Source organism: Polaromonas sp. P1_E3 (genome assembly GCF_056405935.1).
Map to the genome: position 1 here is coordinate 1 of NZ_JBFUBD010000592.1, position 1,312 is coordinate 1,312.

Annotated in this window: 1 protein-coding gene and 1 pseudogene; both read left to right on the forward strand. The window is 63.7% G+C overall.

The features are described from left to right. A pseudogene (locus tag AC1D0Z_RS21985) lies at nt 1-330 on the forward strand (oxidoreductase); the annotation flags it as partial. A gap of 36 nt (nt 331-366) precedes the next feature. After that, nucleotides 367-1,312: AMP-binding protein (locus tag AC1D0Z_RS21990; RefSeq protein WP_477660273.1), on the forward strand; the 946-nt coding region annotated here is incomplete at its 3' end.

Here is a 1,312-nt window from a genome sequence, read left to right on the forward strand (position 1 = left end):
GTGGTGGACGCCGTTGGTTCGCACACACTGGCCAATGCGTGTGCGCAAACGCGTTACGGCGGCGTGGTCACGGCCTGCGGGCTGGCGCAGGGTGCGGATTTCCCCGCGACAGTGATGCCGTTTATTCTGCGCGGCGTGACCCTGGCCGGCATCGACAGCGTGATGGCGCCGCTGGCCAAACGCCAGCAGGCCTGGGACCGGTTGGCAAAAGACCTGGACACTGCCAGGCTGGAGGCCATGCTGGAAGAGATTCCGATGGCGAAAGCGGYGGAAAAAGCCGCCGACTTGATGTCGGGCAAGGTGCGCGGCCGCATTGTCGTCAAGATATAAACAAAGCTGCAGAGAAAACAAAAACGGAGACAAGACATGACGCGCTACGCAGACTTCTACCGCCAGTCCATCGACCAGCCCGACACCTTCTGGACCGAGCAGGCCCAACTGATCGACTGGCACAAGCCCTTCACCCGCGTCTGCAACGACGACAATCCGCCGTTTGCCCAGTGGTTTGAAGGCGGGCAAACCAACCTCTGCCACAACGCGGTAGACCGTCACCTGAAAGACCGGCCAGACCAGCCCGCGCTGATTTACGTCTCCAGCGAAACCGGCATTGAAAAAACCTACACCTTCACCGAGCTGCACGCCGAAGTGCAGCGCATGGCAGCCAGCCTGCTGGCCATGGGTGTCGTCAAGGGCGACCGCGTGCTGATCTACATGCCGATGATTGCCGAGGCCGCCTTTGCCATGCTGGCCTGCGCGCGCATAGGCGCCATTCACTGCGTGGTGTTTGGCGGCTTTGCCAGCGGCTCGCTCGCCTCACGCATTGACGACGCCACGCCGCGCGTCATCGTCAGCGCCGACGCGGGCTCGCGCGGCGGCAAGGTGGTGGCGTACAAGCCGCTGCTTGACGAAGCCATCCGCCTGTCAAAACACCAGCCCGAAGCCGTGTTGCTGGTTGACCGGGGCCTCGCGCCCATGCCCATGGTGGCCGGGCGCGACCTGCATTGGGAAACCCTGCGCGCCAAGTACATGCACGCGCTGGTGCACTGCGTGTGGCTGGACTCCGCCGCCATCAGCTACACCATCTACACCAGCGGCACCACCGGCAAGCCCAAGGGCGTGCAGCGCGACACCGGCGGTTATGCCGTGGCGCTGGCCGCCAGCATGAAACACATCTTTGACGGCCGCGCCGGCGAAACTTACTTTTCGACCAGCGACATCGGTTGGGTCGTGGGCCACAGCTACATCATCTACGGCCCGCTCATCGCAGGCATGGCCACCATCATGTATGAGGGCCTGCCCACGCAGGGCATGG